Annotated in this window: 14 protein-coding genes and 6 pseudogenes; 17 read left to right on the top strand and 3 right to left on the bottom strand. The window is 42.9% G+C overall.

All coding sequences use genetic code 11. The features are described 5' to 3' along the window. Positions 1-66: 66 nt before the first annotated feature. Complete coding sequence (locus G4D76_RS02815; RefSeq protein WP_026859692.1) at positions 67-564, bottom strand: universal stress protein; 498 nt, start codon at positions 562-564, stop codon at positions 67-69. Between the two features lie 140 nt (positions 565-704). Between G4D76_RS02815 and ald the strand changes: the two genes are divergently transcribed. After that, positions 705-1,820: an alanine dehydrogenase gene (gene ald / locus G4D76_RS02810; RefSeq protein ID WP_026859693.1), complete on the top strand. Its 1,116-nt coding sequence runs from the start codon at positions 705-707 to the stop codon at positions 1,818-1,820. A 104-nt stretch (positions 1,821-1,924) separates the two neighbouring features. On the opposite strand, the gene G4D76_RS02805 is transcribed toward ald, so the two are convergent. Next, on the bottom strand, positions 1,925-2,488 hold the full coding sequence (locus G4D76_RS02805; RefSeq protein WP_213810484.1) for a hypothetical protein: 564 nt from the start codon (positions 2,486-2,488) through the stop codon (positions 1,925-1,927). Between the two features lie 96 nt (positions 2,489-2,584). Here G4D76_RS02805 and G4D76_RS02800 point away from each other — a divergent pair, with 96 nt between their 5' ends. Both G4D76_RS02800 and G4D76_RS02795 read left to right on the top strand, forming a co-directional pair. After that, on the top strand, positions 2,585-3,274 hold the full coding sequence (locus tag G4D76_RS02800) for a metal-dependent hydrolase (RefSeq protein WP_213810483.1): 690 nt from the start codon (positions 2,585-2,587) through the stop codon (positions 3,272-3,274). 110 nt (positions 3,275-3,384) lie between these two features. Then, a complete protein-coding gene (locus G4D76_RS02795; RefSeq protein WP_213810482.1) occupies positions 3,385-4,647 on the top strand; it encodes a DRTGG domain-containing protein in 1,263 nt (420 codons plus the stop codon). A gap of 82 nt (positions 4,648-4,729) precedes the next feature. Here G4D76_RS02795 and G4D76_RS02790 read toward each other — a convergent pair whose 3' ends face one another. Further along, a complete protein-coding gene (locus G4D76_RS02790) occupies positions 4,730-5,065 on the bottom strand; it encodes a YtpI family protein (RefSeq protein WP_250130137.1) in 336 nt (111 codons plus the stop codon). Positions 5,066-5,140: 75 nt separating this feature from the next. Between G4D76_RS02790 and G4D76_RS02785 the strand changes: the two genes are divergently transcribed. From G4D76_RS02785 to icd, 14 genes and pseudogenes are all read left to right on the top strand, one after another. Continuing rightward, entirely contained in the window at positions 5,141-6,097 is a 957-nt protein-coding gene (locus G4D76_RS02785) for a DHH family phosphoesterase (protein ID WP_213810481.1), read from the top strand. Between the two features lie 14 nt (positions 6,098-6,111). Continuing rightward, positions 6,112-6,531 (top strand): annotated as a pseudogene (locus tag G4D76_RS14385) (PHP domain-containing protein); the annotation flags it as partial. 236 nt (positions 6,532-6,767) lie between these two features. Then, positions 6,768-8,497, top strand: a pseudogene (gene dnaE / locus G4D76_RS14375) (DNA polymerase III subunit alpha). A 186-nt stretch (positions 8,498-8,683) separates the two neighbouring features. Next, positions 8,684-9,256, top strand: a complete 573-nt coding sequence (locus G4D76_RS14370) for an OB-fold nucleic acid binding domain-containing protein (RefSeq protein WP_250130136.1) — start codon at positions 8,684-8,686, stop codon at positions 9,254-9,256. 67 nt (positions 9,257-9,323) lie between these two features. Beyond that, positions 9,324-10,539: pseudogene (locus G4D76_RS02775) on the top strand (NADP-dependent malic enzyme). A gap of 315 nt (positions 10,540-10,854) precedes the next feature. Continuing rightward, a complete protein-coding gene (locus tag G4D76_RS15760; RefSeq protein ID WP_256440525.1) occupies positions 10,855-10,977 on the top strand; it encodes a hypothetical protein in 123 nt (40 codons plus the stop codon). Between the two features lie 18 nt (positions 10,978-10,995). Then, positions 10,996-11,845, top strand: a pseudogene (gene accD / locus G4D76_RS02765) (acetyl-CoA carboxylase, carboxyltransferase subunit beta). Positions 11,846-11,847: 2 nt separating this feature from the next. Next, positions 11,848-12,795 (top strand): acetyl-CoA carboxylase carboxyltransferase subunit alpha, encoded by a 948-nt coding sequence (locus G4D76_RS02760; protein ID WP_213810480.1) that lies wholly within the window; start codon positions 11,848-11,850, stop codon positions 12,793-12,795. 188 nt (positions 12,796-12,983) lie between these two features. Next, on the top strand, positions 12,984-13,940 hold the full coding sequence (gene pfkA / locus G4D76_RS02755; RefSeq protein WP_213810479.1) for a 6-phosphofructokinase: 957 nt from the start codon (positions 12,984-12,986) through the stop codon (positions 13,938-13,940). 12 nt (positions 13,941-13,952) lie between these two features. Then, a pseudogene (gene pyk / locus G4D76_RS02750) lies at positions 13,953-15,712 on the top strand (pyruvate kinase). 18 nt (positions 15,713-15,730) lie between these two features. After that, positions 15,731-15,901, top strand: coding sequence for a hypothetical protein (locus G4D76_RS02745; RefSeq protein WP_213810478.1), 171 nt, complete (start codon positions 15,731-15,733; stop codon positions 15,899-15,901). Positions 15,902-15,984: 83 nt separating this feature from the next. Further along, positions 15,985-16,464: a hypothetical protein gene (locus G4D76_RS02740; RefSeq protein ID WP_213810477.1), complete on the top strand. Its 480-nt coding sequence runs from the start codon at positions 15,985-15,987 to the stop codon at positions 16,462-16,464. A gap of 348 nt (positions 16,465-16,812) precedes the next feature. Beyond that, a complete protein-coding gene (locus G4D76_RS02735; protein WP_213810476.1) occupies positions 16,813-17,928 on the top strand; it encodes a citrate synthase in 1,116 nt (371 codons plus the stop codon). 25 nt (positions 17,929-17,953) lie between these two features. After that, positions 17,954-19,215: pseudogene (icd, locus tag G4D76_RS02730) on the top strand (NADP-dependent isocitrate dehydrogenase). Positions 19,216-19,257 lie beyond the last annotated feature (42 nt).

Here is a 19,257-nt window from a genome sequence, read left to right as displayed (position 1 = left end):
GTAGAAAAAAAAAGTAATGAGCCCGAAGAGCCCATTACTTTTAATATTAAAACATTCTTTTAACCATTAACGGTTTTGTTCCATAAAGTCTTCAGTCGCTACTAGCGGTTCAAAGTCCGAAGGTAGTGTTTCAGTGCGGACGACTAATACGTCACATTTTGCGTTTCTTACAATCGCTTCTGATACCGAACCGATAATGAATCGCTCAACAGCATTCAGACCGGTAGAACCACAGACGATTACGTCCGCGCCAATTTTTTCCACAGCTTTTTTAGGAATAATTGATTTCGGTGAACCATAGTCGATGATTTTCTCTACATGTTCAACACCTTTGTCTAATGCGACTTTCTCATATCCATCAAGGAGCTTCTGAGCAAACTCGTTTGCACGTGCTGAAATTGAACGGTCATACGCTTCAACAGACGCGAAAGAGCGTGTATCGATAACGTTGATAATAGAAAGTTTCGCATTGTTACGTTTCGCAGCTTCGACTGCTTTCTGGAATGCCCACTCTGCTTCATGTGACCCGTCTACTGCAACTAAGATGTTTTGATATTGTAACATTTAAAATCAACTCCATTTCCTTTTCTTACTTATATACCACATGTGTGCGCTTCCAAAACTTTAAATATTAAGATAGTTATAGACCAAATTGCGGATTATTGTGATACAATATATTTGTTTGATTAAAGGGGGATTTGGAAATGATTATTGGTATACCGAAGGAAGTAAAAAACAACGAAAACAGAGTAGGTCTGACACCAGGCGGCGTATACGCTTTTGTGCAGGCAGGACATACTGTTCTCGTAGAAACAAACGCAGGCAGCGGTTCGTATTTTGAGGATTCAGCGTACACAGAAATGGGTGCAAAAATCGTCGGTACAGCAGCGGAAGCCTGGGCTGCTGAAATGGTAGTAAAAGTAAAAGAGCCATTGGCTGAAGAATTCGATCTTATTAAGGAAGATTCAATTCTATTTACATATCTGCACCTTGCGCCGGAAGAAGCACTGACTCAAGTGCTTGTTGATAAAAAAGTAACTGCAATCGCTTATGAAACGATTCAGCTGCCGGACGGTTCACTGCCGCTTCTTGCACCGATGAGTGAAGTAGCAGGACGCATGGCACCACAAGTCGGCGCTCAGCATCTGATGAGCATCAACGGCGGAAAAGGTATCCTTCTTAGCGGTGTACCTGGTGTTGAAAAAGCTAAAGTAACTATCGTCGGCGGGGGAGCTGCGGGTACGAACGCTGCCAAAATGGCACTCGGCCTTGGCGCAGACGTAACAATTTTAGACTTGAACCCTAAACGTTTAAGAGAGCTGGATGACCTGTTCGGCGCGCGCGTGCAGACTTTAATGTCTACGCCGTTAAATATTAAAATGGCTGTTGAAGCAAGTGATTTAGTTATCGGCGCAGTATTAATTCCAGGAGCGAAAGCACCGAAATTAGTATCTGAAGACATGATTAAAAACATGGCGCCGGGATCAGTTATCGTCGATATTGCAATCGATCAGGGCGGTATTTTTGAAACGACTGATAAGATTACAACACACGACGATCCGACATATGTGAAGCACGGCGTTATTCATTACGCAGTCGCAAACATGCCGGGCGCTGTACCGCGTACATCTACAAACGCACTGACAAACGCGACACTTCAGTACGGATTATTGATTGCGAACAACGGCTATAAAGAAGCACTTGTTAAAAACCCTGTAATTGCAGGCGGATTCAATACATTCCAGGGGCACGTCACTTATGAAGCAGTTGCCGAAGCTCAAAACAGAAAATTCGTAAGTATTCACGACTTATTAGTATAGAACGATAAAAAAACAGCCCTCGTGGCTGTTTTTTTGTTTATGCGGCGGTGTTTATCGTGTAGCTGGGCTTGAGTCATGCATCCGTTCGAACGTCTACTGATCAATCACTGCAACTTCAAAAGGTATGCTCTCTTTAAATCCTTGAGCTGTTCCGGACGAATCAGCGGGATAATCGACAAACGTTTTTTAACGTGCATTTTTAATTTCGCAAGCGGCTGCAGCTGACTAAAGTTTCTTATATCAATATCTCGGAGGTCATACATTACGCCAGAGACATCATGGTCGATAAATATCTCAGCCAGCCGGCTGTGCAGAAAGTAGGGCACTTTCGTAAATGACGGACCGATAATAAAATGTTTGTTCCGTATTTCACTCGACAGTGTTTCCAGCAGCACGGTATTCACATCGTGGAAATCGCGCGTAAATATCTGGTCGATGATAAAACCGTCGGCCGCACTTTCCTGTCGTATCGTTTCAATCAGAGTATTTTCAATCATGAAGTCGTTCGTTTCATAAAAGTTATTTATCGTTATATATATTTCACTGTCCGGTGTGAGTTCACGCTGCATTTTAGGCAATATTAAGTTCGGTGTATTAAAGTCAGGATATGAAAATAAGACAGCGTCAGATTCCATGTTGAGTGCATGTGTTAAATAAATGTGTTTCATCGTTTTATCTCCTTATATAAAATGTCGTTTCAATGATTATTAAAAAGTTTTTCAGGGAATAGATAATTATTAATAATTTAAACAGGAGTGGTAATTTTGACTGTAAAATTTCATGGACATGCGGTACTTTCGTTTAATAACAATGATACAGATGTCATCATCGACCCGTTTATTAATGGCAATGATTTAACGGATTTAACAGTAGATAACGTTAAAGCTGATTATATTATACTAACACACGGTCATAATGACCATGTTGGCGATACGATTGAAATTGCTAAAAATAACAATGCAATGGTAATTGCACCGGTGGAACTGGCAGCTTATATAGAAAGTCAGGGTGTTGAAAAAACTGTCGGCATGAACGTCGGCGGCGAAGGTGAGTTCGATTTCGGGAAAGTGAAATTCGTGCATGCCTTCCACACGTCAAGCTACACTGACAATGATGGTGTTACGCATTATACAGGTGAGCCGATGGGCTTAATTTTAACAATCGGCGAGAAGAAAGTATACGTGACAGGCGACACCGGACTGTTCGGTGATATGGAACTGATTGCGAAAAGAAATGGACCGATTGATGTCTGCTTTATTCCAATCGGCGACCACTTTACGATGGGCATCGACGACGCGGTGTATGCGGTTAACGAACTGATTAAACCAACAGTAGTTGTGCCGGTGCACTACGATACGTTCCCGCCAATCAAGCAGGATCCTGAGGAGTTTAAAAAGAAAGTTAATACAGTATGCCAAATACTGAAACCGGGTGAAGCAGCGAAGTTCTCATAACACCAATGATGGAAACTCTCTATAATAGAAGAGTTTCCATTTTCTTTTATACACATCAATCATTCATGCTATGATAAATTCAACGTGAAATATAGAAATTGGGTGAAGACATGTCTAAACATGAAGATATATTAAAATACATAAGAGGACTCCGGGAAGGCAGCAGTCTGTCGGTAAGACAGATTTCAGGCTTTATGGGCGTGTCGCTCGGCACGAGCTACCGCGCGATTAAACAGGCGGAGCAGGACGGGCTGGTGAAGACAATTGAACGCGTCGGGACTTTCCGTATCGTGCAGCGCGAAGTGAAGAGCCACGGAAAAATTATGTTCCGGGAAGTGAACCGCGTTATCCAGGGGACAGTCCTGACCGGTGATAACTACCTCGATAAAGAAATTTCGAGAATTTTAATCGGGGCTATGCAGACAGAAGATCTCGTAAAATATTTGGAGCCAAGCGGTCTCTTAATAGTAGGGAACCGCGAAAGATCCCAGCGTAAAGCACTCGAAAACGGTGTCGGTTTATTAATTACCGGGGGTTTTGGTACCGGTGAAGAGATACTGAAACTTGCCGAAGAAAAACAGCTGCCAGTTATTTCGACAACGCATGATACCTTTACATGCGCATCGATTATTCACAGAGAAGTATACAGTTTATCGCTGTCGCAAAATATCGTCACGGCAGGCAGTCTGATGGTGAAACAGGGACAGTATACGATTGACATTAATGAACTTGGCACGGAAATTCATCCCGAAGATAAAAATATGATTCTCTTAGACGGCAACCGTTTCGTCGGTGCCATTCGTTCGAAGTTTCTAAAAGAAATGACGAAGGAAAATTATACGACTTATCTGCTGCCGGATTACAGCGCAGAGGAAGATACGACGCTGCTGTCACTAAGACAGATTATGAGCTGGCATCAGCTGAATATTATCCCGGTCGTAGAGTCTGGTGATTACAGAGGCATCGTGCACCGGAGAGAAGTATTTAAAAATATATCTTCACGCAATTTAAAATCCGGCATGTCGACAGATCAGCTGATCGACAGGGAAATTAAAATTGACAGTAACAAAATTAATATCCGGGTGATGCCGTTTATGGCAGATGAATTCGGGTCATTGTCCCAGGCAAACTTTATGCGCCTTGCAGAGCGGCTGATTCTCGTCGTACTGCAGGAAAATGACATCCACAGCTATCATATCGATACGTATAATATTATGAACTTTAAAATTGTTCAGCTCTATCAGGAAATCGAATTGAGCGGTGAAATTATCGACAGAGGCGAGCAGTTTATCCGTCTGGAGATCGTCTTGAACGTTCAGGGCACAGCATATTCAAAAGCGACCTTTATGATTCAGCATTTCAACGAAAAATAAAAAACATCCCGCTGTATATTTTACAGCCGGGATGTTTTTTATATGTATTACTTTTGTTTTTTGCGTTTAGCTTTATTTTCCTTCATCGCTTCAAACTCTTTCCATGCCTGTTCTTCAATCGGCAGATTTCCTTTAAAGTACTTTTTGCTTTATTGAAGTAAAACACTTGATAGCCGCCTAAAAGAACGAATATACCGCCGATGATATAAGCGACGAGAGTGTGAAACTGAAGCATTGTGTTCAGCCCGAAAACGACAAGAAACAAGCCGAGCCAGATTCTCGCAATACTATTATAATACGCGCTTCTCACATCGCGGATTGTCCGTATCTTTCTAACTTTGAATACAACAAAAAGTATGAAAGTGGCGACAATCGCTGTGACGAGAAATGACACGGCAAACGTGAATAAGAATTCCATACGTTACAACTCCAATCTCTTATGTAGTAAATTGATTGATGAATGTAAGTAAATTAATATTGAGGAGTTTCGCCATTGTTTAATAAATTAACCGGACATCTGAACGACTTAAAAACGTATGCTTTTGACGTATTGAAACTAATAGAATCACATGATGAGATTGTTATCCTGAGACACCAGAAACCAGATCCCGACGCTTACGGCGCACAGCTCGGACTCCGCGCTTATTTACAAAATAAATATCCCGGCAAAAGTATTAAGGCACTCGGGATGGGCGAACCGTCACTCAGCTTTTTAGGGGAGATGGATTCACTCTCAACGATTGAACGTCCGCTCGTAATCGTTGTGGATACAGGCAATCAGGAACGCATCGACGGGTCACTCGATTATGCAGAGAAAATTGTTAAAATCGACCATCACCCGAACGTTGAATTGTACGGAGACGTGTCAATTGTTGAAACTGAAGTATCGTCAGCAAGTGAACTGATTTATCTTTTAATTGATATATGGGACAGCACGGCGATGAACGACGAGGCAGCAGCCTTGTTCTATATGGGAATTGTCGGAGATACCGGCAGATTTCTATATAACAATACGAGTACTTTAACTCACGCAGTCGCTTCAAAATTAAAAGAATTTAACTTTGATGCAGCAGCTTTAAATAATCAGATGCATAAATCATCGATGAATAAATTTAAATACAAAGGCTATTTAATTAATAATGCAGTATTTACGGATTCAGGCATCGCATATGTTTATGTGCCGAAAGCAATTATGGAAGAATATCATTTAAGTGTCAGCGAAGCGGGGCTTGACGTAAATATATTCAGAGAAATTGAAGATGTAAAAGTGTGGTTTATCGCACTGGAAGGCGACGGTGAAATCCGCGTCCGTTTACGTTCAAAAGAAGTGGTTATTAACGACGTCGCAGCGATGTTTGACGGCGGCGGGCATCCATTAGCTTCAGGCGTCCGTGTAAAAGATATGGACATGCTGGATGAACTGCTCGTGAAAATTGAAGAAAAACTGTAAGAGTAGGTGTTTCAATGCTTAATTTAAATGTGCACAGCTCATTTGATTTTTTAAATTCAAATATTACATTGGAGCGGTTGTGTGAAAAGCTGACGGCGGACAGCCAGCGTGCAGTTGCGGTAACCGATTTAAACCGCATGCATGCAGTCTACCGGCTGATGGCGCTCGCACCGAAATACGATATTAAACCGGTGCCCGGCATGGAGATTATTGTCGAAGACGGCATGAACGGCGTGCCGCTTGTACTCCTTGCTAAAAATCAGCAGGGCTATCTCGAGCTCGTACGGACAAGTGCAATGCTGTCTTACAGAAGTTTGACGAGAACCTCTCTTAAATTTGTGCAGGATAATATTAAAAACTGCATCGCTGTCGGTAAAACATCAGATGCACCGGCAATTCTCGGTGAACTGAATATCGCTGAAGAAGATAAATATATGGCGCACGACGTCGATAGCGATTATAAGAAAGTATTTATAAAAGCGGCGCATTACGTAAACGCTGACGAACGCGGTTCGTTAAAAGTGCTGAATGCGATACGCGATAATCAGAAGCTCAGTATCGACAGCGTGCAGAATCTGTACGGGGATGCATGTATTCAGACTGCTGATATGGTTCCCGCTGATGCACAGGTATATTTAAAAATAATGAAGATATTATTAATAAGTGCAATGTGCCGATACCGTCCGTTCAGCATACACTGCCGAAGTTTAATAATCCAAAAGGCACAAGCTCAAAAGATTATTTATGGCAGCTGCTGCTGGAAAAGTTCCAGCAGAGAGAACTTCAGGCTGGGCAGGATAAATACATGGAACGTCTGGAATATGAATACGGCATTATTACGAGCATGGGCTTTGAAGATTATTTTTAATCGTTGCCGATCTAGTAAACTATGCCAAATCGAACGGTATCTACGTCGGGCCGGGCAGGGGGTCGTCCAGTGCGAGCTTAGTATCGTACATGCTGAATATTACCGAAGTCGATCCGCTCGAATACAATTTGCTGTTTGAGCGTTTCTTAAATCCGGAACGTGTCAATATGCCGGATATCGATATCGACTTTGAAGATTCGAGACGGGACGAAGTCGTTGCCTATTTAATTAAACAGTACGGTGATATGCAGGTCGCGAACATTATTACATACGGAACGCTGAGCGCCAAAATGGCTGCGCGCGACGTTGGGCGTGTCTTCGGTTTTTCAGACGATGAGCTGAAGCTGCTGTCGAACTTAGTTCCGGATGAGCCGAATGCATCGCTTAAAGATGCATTCACGAGCAAGCGTTTTAACACGCTTTTAGAAGCAGACGACAAGTATAAAACGTTTATGGATATTACTTTGAAAATTGAAGGGCTGCCGAGACATACGTCAACACATGCAGCGGGACTCCTGTTAAGCAGCGAAACGCTCACGAACAGCGTGCCGGTTATTTTCTCAGAAGGGCACGTCATGAGCCAATGGCCCATGAAAGATGTTGAAGCGGCGGGTCTTTTGAAAATAGATTTACTGGGTTTAAAAAACCTCTCTTTAATCCGCTATATGGTGCAGAGCATCCGCCGGACAGAAAAAAGCTTTTCACTGGATGATATTAAAGAAGATAAAAGAGTGTATAAAATGCTGTCAAAAGGACTCACGCTCGGTATCTTTCAGCTCGAATCTGCAGGGATTAGGCGGGTCATTGAAAACTTTAAACCCGAAAGTCTGAAAGATCTGGCTGCAGTGCTGGCATTGTACCGTCCAGGTCCGATGAAAGAAATCGATAACTTTATATACAGAAAAGAACATCCCGAAACAATCGAATATCCGCATGAAGACCTCAGAGAAATTCTAAAAGAAACATTCGGCGTTATCGTCTATCAGGAACAAATTATGCAGATTGCAGGTAAAATTGCCGGATTCAGTTACGGGGAAGCGGATATTCTAAGACGCGCCATGGGGAAAAAAGACCGTGCTGCACTGACTAACGAACGGGAACATTTTATCAGCGGTGCTGTAAAAAGAAATTACACTGCAGCGCTCGCTGAAAACATCTTCGATTTGATTATGGAATTTGCCGACTACGGTTTCGTTAAGAGCCACGCAGTCGCCTACGGCAAAGTTGCTTATACGATGGCTTATATGAAACTCCATTACCCCGAACATTTTTATGCGGTTATTTTAACGCACCACCGCAGCAATGATGAAAAAATCAGCCAGCTCTTAAATGAATTAAAAATGATGCGCATTCCTTTGCATCCGCCGAACATTAATAAATCATTTTGGCAGAATTCAGAGGGAGAAGGTATTCTGCTCGGCTTTTCAATGGTAAGCGGAATATCAAGACCGCTGTTCGAGGCGATCATTACAGCGCGGAAGCACGACGGTCCCTTTAAAGATATACGACCTTGTATCGCGCACCGACTTTAAATTTAATGAAAAAATCTTAAGGAAACTAATTATCTCAGGTGCACTGGATGAATTTGAAGAGAACAGAAAAACGCTGCTGCAGACGCTGCCGGATATTTTGTCGGCGGGGGGAGACGGTTACCATCACGACTCGTTTTTAAGTTCGCTCGGTTTTAATCTTAAAAAAAATACCGGTATGCTTCAGAAATGGACGGTGCTGAGAAAATTGAAGGCGAGAAAGAAGCGCTCGGATTTTATATTTCAGCGCATCCTGTGCTGTTAAAACATGAGGAACTTGAGTTTATTCCGTTTTCGCTGATTCATCACAAGCGTAAATACGGCACATATCTGCTTTATATCGAAGATCACCGCACGATTAAAGTGAAGAAGACCGGGCAGAATATGGCTTTTCTTACATTGACGGACGGTCATTCAAATATTGACGGTGTATTATTTGCAAAAGAGTATTTTAAATATCACCCTATGTTAAAAGAATCGATTGTCGCAGCTGAAGCTACGCTCGGTGAACGCCAGGGCAAACCGCAGCTCGTTATCGACAGATTGTTTCCGGTTGAGGAGTATGTCCGGACTTATATCGAAAAGACGAAGAAGATATATATTAGAGATGTTGAGCCGGAAGAAATTTCAGAACTCCTTGCTGACAGCGGTGTGCCGATTCACGATTTCACTACACAAAAACTCGCCGGGTATATAAAAATCAGCAATATAGAAACATTAATTTCGAAAATACATTTCGAAAATATTCGTTTAATCGTGTAAATCTATTGTAAATTAAAAAATAAAATGATAATATACCGTGGTATGACCACTAATAGGAGGAACTGATTTGTCTTTAAAAAGCGATGCATTAGAACTGCACAAAGTTAACCAAGGAAAGCTTTCCGTAAATTCAAAAGTAGCATTAAAAGATAAAGAGGCGCTCAGCCTTGCATACTCACCAGGAGTAGCTGAGCCATGTAAAGAGATCTATGAAGATGAAAGAAAAATATTTGATTATACGATTAAAGGTAATACTGTAGGTGTTGTCACTGATGGTTCGGCAGTACTCGGACTTGGTAATATCGGTGCAGCAGCAAGTCTGCCTGTTATGGAAGGTAAAAGTGCACTGCTGAAAAGCTTTGCAGGTGTGGATTCATTCCCGATCGCTTTAAAAACAAATGACGTCGATGAAATCGTCAATACAGTCAAACTGATGACTCCTGTTTTCGGCGGAATTAATCTAGAGGATATTTCAGCGCCGAGATGTTTTGAAATCGAAGAAAGACTTAAAAAGGAAACTGATATTCCTGTCTTTCACGACGACCAGCACGGGACGGCAATCGTTACCCTCGCTGGTTTAATCAACGCGGTAAAATTAACCGGCAAGTCATTTTCCACCGTTAAAGTTGTGCTGAACGGCGCAGGTGCTGCAGGAGTGGCAATTGTTAAACTGCTTCACAGTTTCGGTGTGAAGGATATGATTATGTGTGATTCAAGAGGTGCGATTTATGAAGGCCGCGGGACGGGCATGAAGCGAATTAAAGATGAAGTCGCGAAATTTACGAATATCGATAATATCGAGGGTAAACTCGAGGATGTGCTTACAGGTGCTGATGTGTTTATCGGTGTATCGGTTGAAAATGCTGTGACTGCGGACATGGTCCGTTCGATGAACACAGATCCGATTATTTTCGCTATGGCAAACCCGACACCGGAAATTATGCCGGATGTTGCAATTGCAGCCGGTGCCAAAGTAGTAGGCACAGGGCGCAGCGACTTCCCGAACCAGGTGAACAACGTACTTGCGTTTCCGGGAATTTTCAGAGGTGCTTTAGACGTTCAGTCGACGCATATCAATGAGAAATGAAAAAAGCAGCAGTTCTTGCGATTGCCGAAATCGTTACTGATAAAGAGCTGAGTGCGGATTATGTTATTCCAGATGCCTTCCACCCGGGAAGTAGCGCCGACAGTAGCAGAAACGCGTCGCAGAAGCGGCAATGAACACAGGCGTGTCACGCAAAAAAGTAGAACCCGGCTACGTTTACAATAGAACGAAAAACTAATTAGCGAATTGAACTGATAGTCATGGAAAAAAAAAAGGTCTTCAGACGATACTTGAAGGAATTAATAAAATTATCGAGGATCAGATATTGGCATCGGCGAGAAATTCGAGTGAACGCTACTTAAAAGAACGACTGAATGTGAGCCGTCAGGTGTTAGAGAAGCGCTCCGGGCACTTGAGCTTATTGGTGTTATATACGTAAAGCGGTGAGGGAACTTACCTTGCGGATATAGACAGCCACCAGCTCTACACTTTAATAGCGAAATATCTGCTCCGTACGGACAGACAATATGAAGAGTTAATTGAACTAATGCATATGATAGATTATTATTATGAGCATAAATCCAACGGTACAGAGACTGTTGATAATAGTAATAATCAAGTCGTGCAGAGAATTTATAAGCTGCTTAAAAAATATGCTGACGGTTACGAGCATTAACTTCGATGGGGTGTAAAAATGTTAAAAGATATATTTTTTAAACTGAACAAAAAAGCAAGTGATGAAAAAGCGGACGGCAGCACTGAAAAACAGGAAACGATTATGACGAAGTGTCCAAGCTGAAAAAGATATTACTCAAAGGACCTGCACAAACGTTTGAATGTCTGCTCAAATTGTGACCATCACCTGCCGATTATAAGCACGGATCGTATGGATGCACTGCTTGATATCGACAGCGGCACAGAACTGTTCTCAAATATACGTCGGTTAACCCGCTGAATTTCCCGAATTATGAAGAGAAACTTGCTTCGGATAAAGAAAAAAAACGGGACTGGAAGAAGCGTTAATCGTCTCTCATGGTAAAATTATGGGCAATGAAGCAGTCGTTGCGATTATGGATCCGCGTTTTCGTATGGGAAGTATGGGTTCTGCACTTGGTGAAAAGCTGGCGCGCAGTTTTAAGTATGCAACAGAACACAGATTGCCTGTCATCGTCTTCACAGCAAGCGGAGGCGCTCGTATGCAGGAAGGGATTTTATCGTTAATGCAAATGGCGAAAGTCAGCGTGGCAATCGAAAGGCATAATAAAGCAGGGCTCTTGTACATTGCCTATATGACTAACCCGACGACGGGCGGAGTTTCCGCATCATTTGCGTCAGTCGGCGATATTAACTTAGCGGAAAAAGGCGCGTTAATCGGTTTTGCCGGACGACGTGTTATTGAAGAAACGATTAAGGAAAAACTGCCGGACGATTTCCAGACGGCGGAGTTTTTACTCAAGCACGGGCAGCTTGATGAAGTCGTCAACAGAGTGAACATGAAACGCTATCTTGGCACGATTTTAAAGATGCATAAAGAGGTTGTGTAATTATGGTATTTGAATTTGAAAAACCAGTTGTTGAACTGGAAAACAAAATTAAAGAACTTGAAAAATATGCCCATAAAAACAAGCTGGATCTGACGACGGAAATCAGCTTTTTGGAGAGAAAAGTGAAGGATAAAAAAGCAGAAGTATACTCACAGCTCACACCGTGGCAGCGCGTAGAAATTGCACGCTACATAAAGCGTCCGACTTCAAAAGAATACATTGCAGCTTTATTTGATGAATTTATCGAGTTTAAAGGTGACCGTGCTTACGCGGATGATAATGCAATTATCGGTGGTATCGCGATGTTCAGAGGCCGTCCTGTCACAGTTATCGGCAACCAGCGCGGTATGGATACGAAAGATAATATCGCCCGCAACTTCGGTATGGCGCATCCCGACGGCTACCGTAAAGCACTCCGTCTGATGAAACAGGCGGAGAAATTTAAACGCCCGGTAATTTGTTTTATCGACACTAAAGGTGCGTATCCCGGTAAAGCTGCTGAAGAACGCGGACAAAGCGAATCAATCGCCCGCAATCTGGTTGAAATGGCTGGACTGACTGTGCCGGTAATCAGCATTGTTATCGGTGAAGGCGGCTCAGGCGGTGCACTTGCCTTAGGCGTTTGCAACAAATTGTATATGCTTGAAAATGCAACGTACTCGGTCATTTCACCAGAAGGTGCAGCGAGTATTCTATTTAAAGATGCTTCGCTGAAAGAAATCGCAGCGGAATCGTTAAAAATTACTGCAGCGGACTTATTTGAACTTGGAGTCAGCGACGGCACGATTAAAGAACCGGCCGGCGGTGCCCACCACGATAAAACATTCGTGTTCAATGAAACGGATCAGGTACTGCAAAATGCACTAGCAGAATTAGTGCCGATGGACGGCGATAAGCTTGTTGATCAGCGCTATGACAAGTACATGTCGATCGGCCAGTTTAGTGAATAATATTATAAAATTTTTAAGCGCACTTGCCCGTATGGAGGCGGGTGCGATTTTTACTTTACTGAGCCAAGAGAGCCCTTCCTTGGACGGTATCAGAACGGCAGTCAAATACTTATATTCCCTGTCAAATAGATAGACCGTGAAAGCATAATTATGCTATGTTTAAATGGACTAATAGGTGGGTGATGGACATGAGGAAGATTGCGGTTTTAACAAGCGGCGGCGATGCGCCCGGCATGAATGCTGCGATACGTGCGGTTGTGCGTAAAGCGGTTCATGATATGGAAGTTTACGGTGTGAATCACGGTTTTAACGGACTGATTAATAATGATATTTACAAAATGGATGTCGGTGATGTCGGTGATATTATTCACCGCGGCGGTACGTTTTTATATTCTGCACGCTGCGAAGAGTTTAAGACACTTAAAGGCAGACAAAAAGCGGCGGATAATTTAACAGCACTCGGTATTGAAGGGCTTGTCGTTATCGGCGGTGACGGTACGTATATGGGGGCCTCTGAACTTGGCAAGCTCGGCATTAAAACGGTCGGTGTGCCGGCGACAATTGATAACGATATTGCCGGCACCGATGTAACAATCGGCTACGACACTGCATTAAATACCATCGTGGATATGATCGACAGAATCCGTGACACGGCGACAAGTCACGAGCGGACGTTTATCATAGAAGTAATGGGCAGGGATTCAGGTGAGCTTGCGTTAAATGCAGGGCTTGCTGCTGGTGCAGAAACAATTTTTATTCCGGAACGGGATACGAAGATGGAAGATGTTGCCGGGCGTATTCAGGCCGGGCTTGACCGCGGCAAGAAACATTCTCTGATTGTCGTTGCCGAAGGGGTCATGTCTGCAGAATATTGTAGCACTGAACTGGCAAAGTATATTAATATAGAAACTAGGATCAGTGTTCTTGGACATATTCAGCGCGGTGGCAAACCGAGCGCTTCTGACAGAGTGATCGGCTCGAGGCTTGGTGCGTATGCAGTCAGTCTGCTGCAGCACGATCAATCGGGTGTCGGTGCAGGTATTTCCAAAAATGAACTCACAGCCACAGATTTTACGTACGTACAAGTACACGATAAACAATATGACAACAGTATTTATCTGCTTTCAAAAGAGCTTTCAATTTAGGAGGAAAGAAGAATGAGAAATACAAAGATTGTATGTACAATTGGACCGGCTTCAGAATCTGAAGAGGTATTGGAAAAAGTAATTATGGCGGGTATGAACGTTGCGCGTTTAAACTTTTCACATGGTGACCACGCGGAGCATCAGGCGCGTATCGACACGATTAGAAAAGTTGCGAAGCGTTTAGATAAAACAGTCGGAATTCTTTTAGATACTAAAGGACCGGAAATCAGAACTCACTCTATGGAAAACGGCCAGGTTGAACTTGTCCGCGGACAGCAGATTGAAGTGTCGATGACAGAAGTTCTTGGAAACTCAGAACGTTTCTCTGTATCTTATGAAGGGTTAATCGACGACGTTGTGCCTGGAGACTTTATTCTTCTTGATGACGGTCTGGTTGAACTTGAAATCAGCGAACTGAACAAAGAGACGGGCATCATTACAACGACAGTTAAAAATAACGGTCTCTTAAAAAATAAAAAAGGTGTTAACGTACCGGGTGTCAGCGTTAAACTTCCGGGCTTAACTGATAAAGATAAGTCGGATGTGAAATTCGGCATCGAGCAGGGTGTGGACTTTATCGCAGCGAGTTTTGTGAGACGTGCACAGGATGTGCTTGAAATTAGAGAACTCCTTGAAACTCACGACGGTGAATATATTAAAATCATTCCTAAAATTGAAAACCAGGAAGGAATCGACAATATCGATGATCCTGAAAATTCTGACGGCCTGATGGTTGCGCGCGGTGACCTTGGCGTTGAAATCGCACCGGAAACAGTGCCGATGATACAGAAAGAACTGATAAGAAAATGTAATCTGCTTGGTAAGCCTGTTATTACCGCAACACAGATGCTTGATTCAATGCAGACGAACCCTAGATGTACACGTGCTGAAGCTAGTGATGTGGCCAATGCAATTTACGACGGTTCGGACGCGGTAATGCTGAGCGGTGTGAAACAGCTGCAGGTGCATATCCGGTTGAAGCGGTACTGACAATGGCTAAAATCGCAGTGTCGGCTGAAGAAGCTCAGGATTATAAAAAGCTATTATCTGACAGAACGAAATCAACACAGACAAATATGGTTACAGCAATTGGTGTATCTGTTGCACATACAGCGCTTAACTTAAGCTGTAAAGCAATCGTTGCGGCAACTGAAAGCGGACATACAGCGAGAATGATCGCGAAATACCGTCCACATGCAAATATTGTAGCGGTTACACCTTACGGACATGTTGCACGCCAGCTTAACTTAGTATGGGGTGTAAACCCGATCGTTAAAGCAGCAGAAAAAGATACGGATGATCTGTTAAATACTTCAGTTATGGCAACGCTTGAAAAAGGCTACGCTAACGAAGGCGACTTGATTATTATTACTGCAGGTGTGCCGGCAGGCCGTGCGGGAACGACTAACTTAATGAAACTTCACGTTGTTGGAGATACGCTGATTAAAGCTCAAGGTATCGGCGATAAAAGTGCGGTAGGCGAAGTTGTTACTGCGAGAAATTATAATGAGCTTGCAGAAAAAGATACAACTGACAAGATTGTCGTGGTCCAGTCGGTCGACGCATTAATGACTCCGCTGTTAATTAAAGCGGCAGGGTTAATTACAGTTGAAGGCGGACTGACAAGTCAGGGTGCAATCGTTGGATTGAACTTGGAACTGCCGACAATTGTCGGTGCGACAGAAGCGCTTGAAGTGCTGAAAGACAACATGCTCGTAACAATCGACAGTGAGCAGAGTGTAGTCTACAGCGGACACGCGCATGTGCTATAAAGATTAGAGGTGTATTAGATGAAAAGAACGCTCGCTGCATTATTCGGCAGTATATTAATTTTATCAGCATGTTCAGGCGGGGAAGAAGAACAGCCTGTTGAAGAGAACACGTCAGAAGAAACTGCAGACCAGGCAGCCGATGAAAATGCTGAAGAATACAGAAGAAAACAGCCCAGAACAGCGATATAACATCAGCAGAATTAATACAGAATGCGGTTGAAAACAGTGACGGCATTACGAGCTACGAAGCTCGGCAGTCATTTAATATCACAATGCCTGACGAAGAAAGTACGATACGTACGATTATGACTTACGGCGGACAAAATAAATTTAAACTGTCGGTTAATAACAACGGTGACATCGTTACACACTACGTCGTCGAAGGCGATCATTTTATGTACTCCGGCAACGAAGTTATCGATACTGAGGAAACAATGGAAATTGAAGGCGGCGATTATCAGACGATTGTCGCCTCGCTTGAAAACTATCCGGAAGGCGAAGTCAGCGAGCTCGAAGAAGGATATGCACTGACGATTAACGTGACGGACATGTCCGGCTTCAGTAATTTATTAGACGAAGAAACGCTCATGGCAGTTGAAGCGGCAGAAAGCATTAATGGCACGATGCAGCTTTACTTTGATGCGGAATATAAGTTTACCGGCAGCGAACTGACAGCGGATCTTGTTGATGAAGGCGAAAACATACTATCCATTCGACAGTCGATTACACGAACATCGATAACGTTGATATGATTGAAAAACCGCACAATATGACGGAATAAAATTGTGAATTTGCCCCCGGGGCTGCAGCAAGCTGCGGTTTCGGGGGTTTTTATGCTTTTTCTGGAATGCTTCGTGGTTTGGATGGCAACTCGCTCTTTAAATAACTTATAATTATGATATAATATAAGTTAATTAACTGATTCTTATTACACGATAAAAATTCAGTTAATTCATAGACAAGTACAGCAGCATCATGGGTTGCGCTTACATTTTGTATTCTTATTCACAAACTGCATCTGCAAGTAAGGGTAAACATAATTGTGACAATTTTGTTATACTTGATTTAAAGATTCTGTTACATATTTAGGAGGGGTATTTATGACTGGAAACAGCGGTTTAGAAGGTGTCGTAATTGGCGAATCAAGAATCAGCTCGATTATCGGCACACAGCTGACGTATTGCGGTTATGAAATTGATGATTTAGCAGAAAATGCTGAATTTGAAGAAGTAGTTTATTTATTATGGCACGATCATTTACCAAACAAAGAGGAACTGAAAGCTTTCAGAAAAGAGTTATATGACCATGCATTTTTAACAGAAGATGCGAAAGGTTTCTACAAAACTTTTGTAGATAAATCTGTACATCCTATGAGTGCACTGCGTACTGCAGTATCATTGCTTGCACACACGGATGAGCAGGCTGAAGATCAGTCTGAAGAAGCGACCCTGCGTAAAGGTATTCGCATTCAGGCAAAAATTCCTTCAATCGTCGCGGCAATTGCACGCACACGTGAAGGTAAAGAAGTAATCGACCCGAATCCGGAGTACGGTTACGCGAAAAACTTCCTGTACATGCTTAACGGCGAGGAGCCGACTGATGTTCAGGTTGAAGCGATGAATACGGCACTTGTGCTTCATGCTGATCACGAAATTAACGCATCAACATTTGCTGCACGTGTTATCGTAGCGACATTATCGGATGTATATTCGGGAGTTACTGGAGCGATTGGTGCACTTAAAGGACCGCTTCACGGCGGAGCGAATGAAAAAGTTATGGCAATGCTTGAAGAAATCGGTACTCTTGATAATGTTGACAGCTACATTCAGAAAAAATTCGACAACAAAGAGAAGATTATGGGCATCGGGCACAGAGTTTATAAAGAAGGGGACCCGCGTGCGAAGTATCTTGAAGATATGGCACGCCGTCTGACTGAGGAGAACGGTCAGCCTGAACTTTATGAAATGTCTGTGAAAATCGCGAAGATTATTGAAGAAGAGAAAGGCTTACTGCCTAACGTCGATTTCTTCAGTGCATCTGTTTACCATTCACTTGGTATCGCTCACGATTTATTCACGCCGATTTTTGCAGTCAGCAGAACGTCCGGCTGGATTGCACATATTTTTGAGCAGTTCGAAAATAACAGACTGATCAGACCGCGTGCGGAGTACAACGGCCGTACGAACATGAAATACGAACCAATTGAAAAAAGATAATTAAAAATCAACGGAGGTTTCACTAATGGCAGGAGAAAAAATTCAAACTAAAAATGGTGTATTAAACGTACCAAATAATCCAGTTATTCCTTATATTGAAGGAGATGGAATTGGTGCTGATATCTGGGCAGCAGCGAGCAAAGTGATCGATGCAGCTGTAGAAAAAGCTTACAATGGTGAGAAGAAAATTGACTGGCTTGAAGTATACGCAGGACAAAAGCATTCGATAAAACAGGCGAATGGCTTCCTAAGGATACTCTCGATAAGATCGAAGAGTATCTGATCGCAATTAAAGGGCCGTTAACGACTCCAATCGGCGGCGGCTTCCGTTCATTAAACGTGGCACTTCGTCAGGAATTGGATTTATTCGCATGCTTACGTCCTGTAAGACACTACACAGGTGTGCCTTCACCGGTTAAACATCCTGAGCACTGCGATATGCAAATTTTCAGAGAAAACACTGAAGACATCTACGCTGGAATCGAATTTAACGAAGGAACGCCTGAAGTTAAAAAAGTAATCGACTTCCTGCAGGATGAAATGGACGTTAAAAACATCCGTTTCCCCGAGTCTTCCTCAATCGCTATTAAACCTGTATCTAAAGAAGGTACTGAACGTTTAGTGCGCTCTGCAATCAACTATGCAATCGAGCACAGCAAACCATCAGTTACTTTAGTCCACAAAGGTAACATCATGAAGTTCACTGAAGGCGGATTTAAGAAGTGGGGCTACGAATTAGCTCAGAGCGAATTCGGCGACAAAACTTTCACATGGGCTGAATATGATGAAATCGTTGAGCGTGACGGTAAAGGAAAGCTGATGCAGCACAGGATAAAGCAGTTGCTGACGGCAAGATCATTATCAAAGACTCTATTGCAGATATCTTCCTGCAGCAGATCCTTACACGTCCTAAAGAGTTCGACGTTGTTGCAACGATGAACTTAAACGGTGACTACATCAGTGATGCACTTGCAGCACAAGTTGGCGGAATCGGTATTGCACCTGGAGCAAACATTAACTACGAAACTGGACACGCTATTTTTGAAGCAACACACGGTACAGCGCCTAAATACGCTGGACAGGATAAAGTGAACCCTTCATTATTACTGTCAGGTGTGTTAATGCTTGAACACTAGGATGGCAGGAAGTGCTGACCTGGTTAACCAGTCTATTGAAAACACAATAGCTAAAAAAATCGTCACGTATGACTTCGCTCGTCTGATGGACGGCGCTACAGAAGTGAAATGTTCTGAGTTCGGCGATGCATTAATCGAAAATATGCAATAATTCAGATTGTAAAATCTGCAACTAAATATTATAATAGTAAAA

The sequence above is a fragment of the Jeotgalicoccus sp. WY2 genome (genome assembly GCF_018437745.1).
In the GTDB taxonomy this organism is placed as follows: domain Bacteria; phylum Bacillota; class Bacilli; order Staphylococcales; family Salinicoccaceae; genus Jeotgalicoccus; species Jeotgalicoccus psychrophilus.
The sequence above is the reverse complement of the archived record's forward strand: the minus strand, read 5'-3'. Positions and strand labels throughout refer to the sequence as shown.